Here is a 2,435-nt window from a genome sequence, read left to right as displayed (position 1 = left end):
CTCCCGGGGGTAGACGTTGTAGCCGCCTCGGATGACGAGATCTTTCTTGCGGTCGACGATGAAGAAGTAACCGTCCTCGTCGCGGTAGGCCAGGTCGCCGGTGTGGAACCAGCCGTGGCGGAAAGCCTCGGCAGTCGCCTCGGGTTTGTTGTAGTAGCCCTTCATCACGTTGTGCCCGCGGATCACGATCTCGCCGACGTTGTCGGTGCCGGGCGGCAATTCGTTGTCATCCTCGTCGACCACCCGCACTTCCACACCCCAGATCGGTTTGCCGATCGAAAGCACCTTGCGCTGTTCGGCATTGATGTTGAAAGTGGTGGTGGACGCGGTCTCGGACAAGCCGTATCCCTCCAGGATCACCACACCGGGGAACTTCTCTTCGAATGCGCGGATCACCTCGCCGGGGATCGCGGCGCCACCGGACACCCCGACCCGCAGCGCCGACAGGTCATGGCCTTCGGTGTCGGCCTGCAGCAGCGCGAAATACATTGTGGGAACGCCGGAAAAGATCGTGCAGCGATGATGGGCGAGTTCGTCAACCACCGTCTTGGCGTCGAACCGGGGGACGAGAACCAGGCTGCCGCCGAACCGCACCGTCACGTTGAGCACACTGGACAGGCCGAACACGTGGAACATCGGCAGCACCGCCATGCCGACGTCGTCGTCGCGGAATTCGAACAGCTCGCCGGCGACGGTGCAGTTCATGAACAGCTGGAAATGGGTCAGCTCGGCGCCCTTGGGTTTTCCGGTGGTACCCGACGTGTAGATGATGACGGCGGTGTCGTCGGCGTTGGTCGGCTCGATGTCGCGAGTGTCGTCGGCGAAGTACAGCTCGTCGAAATGTCTTGTGCCCTCCGGTCTTTGGTCGTTGCCGGGGAGGTTCACCACATAGGTGGGCAGGTCGCCGGCGCCCTTGACCGCTTCCTCGGCGAACGTCTCGAAGGTGATCAGCAGCCGCGAGTCGGAATCCTGGAGGTGGTAGTTAACTTCCGGGGCGCGCAGCAGCGGGTTCAGCGGCACCATGACTGCGCCGGCCTTTAGGATCGCGAAGTAGGCGAACAAAAAGTGCGGCAAGTTGGGCAATTGGACTGCCACCTTGTCGCCGCGGCCCACCCCGAGGTTGCGCAGGCTCGTGGCGATCCGGCCCGAGATTTCGTCGACCTGGGCGTAGGTGAAGCTCTGCTCGGCGATGTGGCAGAGCGGCTTGTCCGGATGCGCGTTGCGGGATTCGCGCAACATGACGGCAAGGTTGAAACTCATCGGTCGCTCCTGTGCTACTAGGCGAGCCGGGTTTGTGAATCGACCGGCGAGGAGGGCTCCGACGGTGTATCTGGCCGTGGAAACAGTGGTCGCAGCACCGCAGGCGGGCGAAACGGCGCCCACTCGCCGCGGGGCTGAGCCAAGCGGTCGGCGACGGCCCACACCACCGCAGGGTTGTGGCCATAGCCGAAGTGGCTGCCAACCACCGCGATGTTTTCAGCACGCGGCGACTGCAGATCCAAGCACGCCTGCCAGGCCACGACACCGTCGTATCTGGAGTAGATCGACGTCGCCGGTACCGGCAAGGGTTCCGTTTCTAGTTCCAACGGCACCGTGGCCCGCTCGACATGCAGGTGGGAGAAGCGGTTGAACGCCGCACTGGCGCGGGTTTGACTGTGATGCGTCAGCCGAAACGGCGTCCCTAGGGTGATCACCTGGCGTACCGACGACGGGCTGCGCCGCGCCATCGCGCGCGCGTAGATGCCGCCCAAGCTCCAGCCGATCACGGTGACGGGGGTGCGGTACCGAGCCTCCAGGTCCTGCAGGCGCTCCCCCATACCGGCCACCGCCGCGGCCGTCGGGCCGATGTTGCGGCCCAGGCGCCAGCCGTGCACCCGGTATCCGAGACGACGCAGGATGCGCCGCAGCGCCACCGTGGAGCCGTCGCCAGCCAGCAGCCCCGGGAGTACCAGCACCGGATGCCCGTCACCGGTCGGCAGCGTGCGCTGCAGCGGCAGCGCCCCGACCAGCAGCCCGAACTCGACCGCGGCCCGCGCGGGGTCGGTCAGCGACAGCGACCAGGGCGGGGCGCCGCGGCGCCGCGGGCGCTCCACGGGTTCGAATATCGCGTCAGCCATACCTGCCAGCCTGCCACCGACCCCCGGCCCCGCGCCGCGGGTTCGGCCAGATGCGCCGAAGCGCCCCGGCGGACACACGTTAGGCGTTCACCGGCCGATTGCCGATGACACGTTGTACGCGCAGCGCGGCGATCTCCTCGTCGGATAGACCTTGCGAGCATCGAGACTGCGGTAGTGGCGCCGAACCTGCATGTGCAGCCTTGGCTAGCCGCGATGTCGCGCTGTGGACGCAGGCTCGATGCTGTCAGCGCCGCTCCGCCAGCGCGCGCAGGAAGAACATCAAGTTGGCCGGCCGCTCGGCCAGCCGGCGCACCAGAT

At 66.4% G+C, this 2,435-nt stretch carries 2 protein-coding genes; both read right to left on the bottom strand.

What is annotated here, in order from left to right; all coding sequences use genetic code 11:
* On the bottom strand, positions 1-1,260 hold a 1,260-nt coding region (locus VFA16_RS21460), incomplete at its 3' end, for an AMP-binding protein (protein WP_324969769.1).
* A gap of 17 nt (positions 1,261-1,277) precedes the next feature.
* Positions 1,278-2,117: an alpha/beta hydrolase gene (locus tag VFA16_RS21455; RefSeq protein WP_324969768.1), complete on the bottom strand. Its 840-nt coding sequence runs from the start codon at positions 2,115-2,117 to the stop codon at positions 1,278-1,280.
* Between the last annotated feature and the right edge of the window lie 318 nt (positions 2,118-2,435).

Source organism: Mycobacterium sp. (assembly GCF_035653355.1).
Lineage (GTDB): Bacteria > Actinomycetota > Actinomycetes > Mycobacteriales > Mycobacteriaceae > Mycobacterium.
This window is presented reverse-complemented; position numbering and strand designations above follow the sequence as displayed.

Excerpts from the sequence above, each read along its gene's own strand:
- VFA16_RS21455 (WP_324969768.1), bottom strand. The coding sequence starts at position 2,117 with ATGGCTGACGCGATATTCGAACCCGTGGAGCGCCCGCGGCGCCGCGGC.